Origin of the sequence: Methylobacterium sp. WL7, from assembly GCF_008040085.1 — a bacterium.
Lineage (GTDB): Bacteria > Pseudomonadota > Alphaproteobacteria > Rhizobiales > Beijerinckiaceae > Methylobacterium > Methylobacterium mesophilicum.
Genome location: NZ_VRVG01000228.1, coordinates 1 through 4,160, shown reverse-complemented (window position 1 = coordinate 4,160; position 4,160 = coordinate 1). Strand labels below are relative to the sequence as shown.

General features: G+C 75.7%; 4 protein-coding genes. All 4 read right to left on the bottom strand.

The window, feature by feature from the left end:
- Positions 1-74 precede the first annotated feature (74 nt).
- The 4 genes from FV233_RS28375 to FV233_RS28360 all read right to left on the bottom strand — a co-directional run bounded on the left by FV233_RS28375 (position 75) and on the right by FV233_RS28360 (position 4,156).
- On the bottom strand, positions 75-383 hold the full coding sequence (locus tag FV233_RS28375; RefSeq protein WP_147899515.1) for a hypothetical protein: 309 nt from the start codon (positions 381-383) through the stop codon (positions 75-77).
- 292 nt (positions 384-675) lie between these two features.
- Positions 676-2,526 (bottom strand): sensor histidine kinase, encoded by a 1,851-nt coding sequence (locus tag FV233_RS28370; RefSeq protein ID WP_246690122.1) that lies wholly within the window; start codon positions 2,524-2,526, stop codon positions 676-678.
- Between the two features lie 258 nt (positions 2,527-2,784).
- A complete protein-coding gene (locus FV233_RS28365) occupies positions 2,785-3,651 on the bottom strand; it encodes an alpha/beta hydrolase (protein WP_147899513.1) in 867 nt (288 codons plus the stop codon).
- 67 nt (positions 3,652-3,718) lie between these two features.
- A complete protein-coding gene (locus FV233_RS28360; protein WP_147899516.1) occupies positions 3,719-4,156 on the bottom strand; it encodes a heme-binding protein in 438 nt (145 codons plus the stop codon).
- Between the last annotated feature and the right edge of the window lie 4 nt (positions 4,157-4,160).

Sequence of the window (4,160 nt, the reverse complement as noted above, 5' to 3'; positions counted from 1 at the left end):
GCCCAGGGCCGTTCGGATGCGGGACGACCGCGAAGGAGGCCGCCCGACCGGGGTCCGGGCGGCCCCGGGCCTGCTCAGCGCCGGGTGCGGCGCTCCACATGGCCGGAGGCCCAGTGGGGATCGACCACGCTGCCGCGCGAGACCGTGGCGGTGCCCCGGTCGTGCATCATCGGGGCGCCGAGGAGCTGGCCGCTGCCCATGCGCTGCGAATGCAGGGAGCGCGGATCGTGGGACGGATCGCTGACATAGGAGCTCATGTGACCACCGCCGGCGGCCTGCCGGCTGCCGCCGCCGCCCTCGCCGGCCTGGGCCGCCATCGGCAGCGCGAGGGCGCCGGCCAGGAGGCCGAGGGTCAGGAAACGCTGCGTTCCGTTGCGCGTCATGGGAGGCTCCGCCTGTGTTCGTCATGCTGGCCGGGACACCGCGTCCTGTGCCGATGCGTCGAACATAGCCGCAGTCGTGCAAAGTAGATGTGCGGTTGAGCACAGTCGATCAATGTAAAATTTAATCCGTTTCAGCGATATACTTGGTGCGGGATCGCACGGCGTCGATAAAGCGTCGTCGAGGCCATGGATTAAACGGCACCGACCGATCCATCCGACCTTTGGCAACGCGGCAGGCCGGCCGCGGTCGGCGGCCGAAGGCGGGGAGCGGGCGGGCGCCGGCCGAGCCGGGTCAGCCCGCGCCGTGCCCGATATCGACGGACGGGCCGGGCTCCCGCGGGGACCCGGGTTCCGGCCGGAACCCGGCGGGCAGCGGCGCCGCCGCCGTGTAGACGAGGCCGCCCGGCTCGTAGGCCAGGGCGGCGCTGTCGCGTCCGGCCAGGCCGCGCTCCAGCAGGCGGGTGCCGAATCCGCGCCGCGACGGGGCGGCGACCGGCGGCCCCCCGCGCTCGCGCCAGGCGATCCGCAGGGTCCGGCCGCCGCCGGCGCCGGCCTCCAGGGTCCAACCCAAGGACGCCCGCCCGGACGGGACCGAGAGGGCGCCGTACTTGACCGCGTTGGTGCACACCTCGTGCAGGATCATCGTGAGCGCGAGCGCCATCTCGGGCGGCAGCCGCAGGTCCGGTCCGTCCAGGGCGATGCGCCCTGCCTCGGTGCCTTGGAAGGGCCGCAGGGCCTGGACGGCGATCCCCCGCAGGTCGGCGCTCAGCCAGCTCTCGCGGGTCAGGACGTCGTGGGCGCGGGACAGGCTGAGCAGCCGGGCCTCGAAGGCCTCGCGCCCCGCCGCCGCCCCGTCGCCGAGATCCTTCAGGCTCTGCGCCGCCATCGACTGCACGGTGGCCAGGGTGTTCTTCACCCGGTGGTTCAGCTCGTCGATCAGGAGGCGCTGGGCCTCCGCGCGCCGGGCGAGCTCGTCCGCCGCCCCGGTGAGGGCGTCCGCGATCATCGCGCCCTCGCGCACGATCGCCCGGGGCAGCGGCGGCAGGGGCCCGTCGCGGCCCAGCGCCCCCGCGGCCGCAGCCAGATCCCGCAGCGGCCGGGCGATCAGGCCGGCGAGCAGCCACGCGAGCACGGCCGCGGCGAGCGCCACGGCACTGCCCGCGGCCAGGATGTTCCAGCGCAGGGCCGCCACCGAGGCCAGGGCCCGGTCCGCGCTCTGGCGCACCACGACCTGCCAGCCGAGGCCGGGATAATCGCGCTCGCCGTGCGTGCGGGCGCTCGCGCTGAGATAGCCGGCGGCGGCGTCGGGCCAGGGTCCGACCCGGCTCGTGCCCTGCGGGTCGAGGGAGCGCCCGCCGGACAGCACGGTTTCGGGGAGGCGGTTGCCCTGAAGGGACGGCGGCCCGAGCAGCACGGTGCCGTCGCGGGCGAGGATCAGGATCTCGGCGCCGCCGCGATGGCTCCGGAGCGAGCCTTCGAGGGTGCGCGCCATATCGCGCGCCCAGACCCAGTCGAGATGGGCGGCCAGCACCCCGACGAAGCGCCCGCCCGCGTCCCTGACCGGGGCGGCGAGGTCGAGGAGGCGCAGAGGCTCGTGGATCGCGGGCTCGTGGATGACCGGCTCGCGGACCGCCGGATCGCGGGCCGCGGGCGCCAGCACGGCCTGCAGAAGCTTGGCCGGGTGCACGTCCCCCACGAACGGCCGCTCGCGGGCCTCCTGGAAATAGGCGCGGCCGGAGACGTCCGCCCCCTCCAGCGCGCCGATGCTGGTGATCGCGACGCGCCCGTCCGGGTCGATCAGCCCGATGATCGAGTAGGCCGGGTAGGTCTCCTGGAGGCGCCGCATCACGGCGCGCTTGGCGTCGGCCCCGGCCCCGGGATCGCGCAGGCTGTCGGAGGCGGCCGCGATCTGGATGTCGCGCCAGCGCTCGAACATGCCGAGATCGAGGCTGCGCGCCATCTGTCCGGCGATCTCGGCGAGCTGGCCGCCGACCTCGGCCTCGAGCCGGCGCGTCGCCTCGCGGCTCACCAGGATGGCCAGCGCCAGGGCGGCGAGGAACCCGAGCGTCCCGAAGCCCAGGGCCAGCGCGAGGCGCAGCCGCGGCACCCTGGGTGTCCGGCGGCCGGAGGCGACCAGGTCCACCGGACTGGCTTGCGATCCCGACGCCGCTGCAGGGCCCGACCGGGCGACCGCTTGCATCCACTTCCCCCGGCCCGGTCGGTCCGACCCCCGGGTCGAGGCGGGTCGCGTCCGTGCCCGCCCGTCTCAGCACGCGCAGGGGGGCTCAGCAAGACCGTATCGCGACCTGAGCCGCGGTTCGTGCAACTGCATGTTGCGGCGATGCATCCGTGCACCGCGGCCTTTCGTGCGCGACCGTGCGCGACGCCCCGTCGCCGGGCCTCAGCCCCCGAGCAGCGCGTGCGCGGCCCGCACCAAAATCCCGTCCGGCCGGCGCAGCTCGCCCAGCACCGAGAAATGCTCGGCGCCCGGCACCGGCAGCAGGGGACCCGGCGCGTGGGCCGCGGCGCGCAGGGCGTGCAGGTTGCGGGCGTCGTGGATCAGGGCCGGCAGCTCGCGGCTCCCGTAGGCGAGGCAGAGCGGCTTGCCCACCACCGGACGGCGCAGGGGCGACAACGCCTCGACCTCCGCCTCCGTGAGGTTGAGCTTGTCGTCGAGGGCGGTCTGGCGGATCGGCGCGAGGTCGTAGACCCCCGAGATCGCGAGCCCGGCGGCGATCGCCGGATGACCGAGCTGGAGCGCGGTCAGCAGCCCGCCCGCCGACCAGCCCGCCAGGACCAGGGGGCCGCCGATCCCGTGCGCGGGGCCGTGCGCGCCGATCCAGTCCAGCGCCGCGCCGATCTCGGCCGCGATCCGGGTCAGGCTCGCCTCCGGGGCGAGGGTGTAGCCGACCATCGCCACCGACCAGCCGGCGGCGTTCGGCCCCTCGGCGAAGCATGCGAACAGTTCGCGGGCGCCCCGCTGCCAGTAGCCGCCGTGGAGGAAGACCAGGCCGGGCGCCGAGCCGTCGCGGGCCGGGTAGAGGTCGAGGGCGTTGCGGGGGCCGGTTCCGTACGGGATGTCGAGGCCGGCCGGATGCCTGGCCCGGTAGGCGGCCGAGGCGGCGTCGCGGGCGGCCACCTGGGCGGCGCTGTCGGCGACCGCGTGGGTGTTGTCGTAGCAGGCGCTGCGCGCGTCCCGGTCGAGCTCGGCCCAGCGGCGGCGCGGGTCGGCTTGGGTCGGATCGTCCAGGCGGAACGTCAGAGCCATCGTGGGTTGTCTCCCAACCTCCCGCCACACCATGCCAGCCCGCCCGACCCGGGTCGAGGCGCCGGGTTCAGGGCGTGACGGCGGGCGTGGTGACGGGATCCTGCGCGCCGATCGCCCGCAGGGCGGCGCGGGCCACCGCCACGTCCTGGTCGCTGGCACCGGACCCGACCCCGATGCCGCCCAGGCAGGCGCCGTCGATCACGATCGGCAGGCCGCCGGGCAGGTTGGTCAGCCGCCCGCCGGTGGCGAGGCCGACCGTCACGGCGAGGTCGGCGGCGAGCCCGCCGGTGGGCGCGCCGTTCGAGGCGGCGGTCACCGCCTTGGCCAGGGCGCTCTCCCGGGACAGCAGCTTGGCGCCGTCCATGCGCAGGAAGGCGAGCAGGTTGCCGTCGGCATCGACCACGGCGACGACCTCCGGCACCCCGATCGCCTCCGCGTGGGCGACGGCCGCCTGGAGGGCGATGAGGGCCGCCGCGTGGGTGAGCCGGGCGGCGGGGCGGGTGATGGCG

Coding starts and splice junctions, on each gene's coding strand:
- FV233_RS28375 (WP_147899515.1), bottom strand. CDS start 383: ATGACGCGCAACGGAACGCAGCGTTTCCTGACCCTCGGCCTCCTGGCC.
- FV233_RS28365 (WP_147899513.1), bottom strand. CDS start 3,651: ATGGCTCTGACGTTCCGCCTGGACGATCCGACCCAAGCCGACCCGCGC.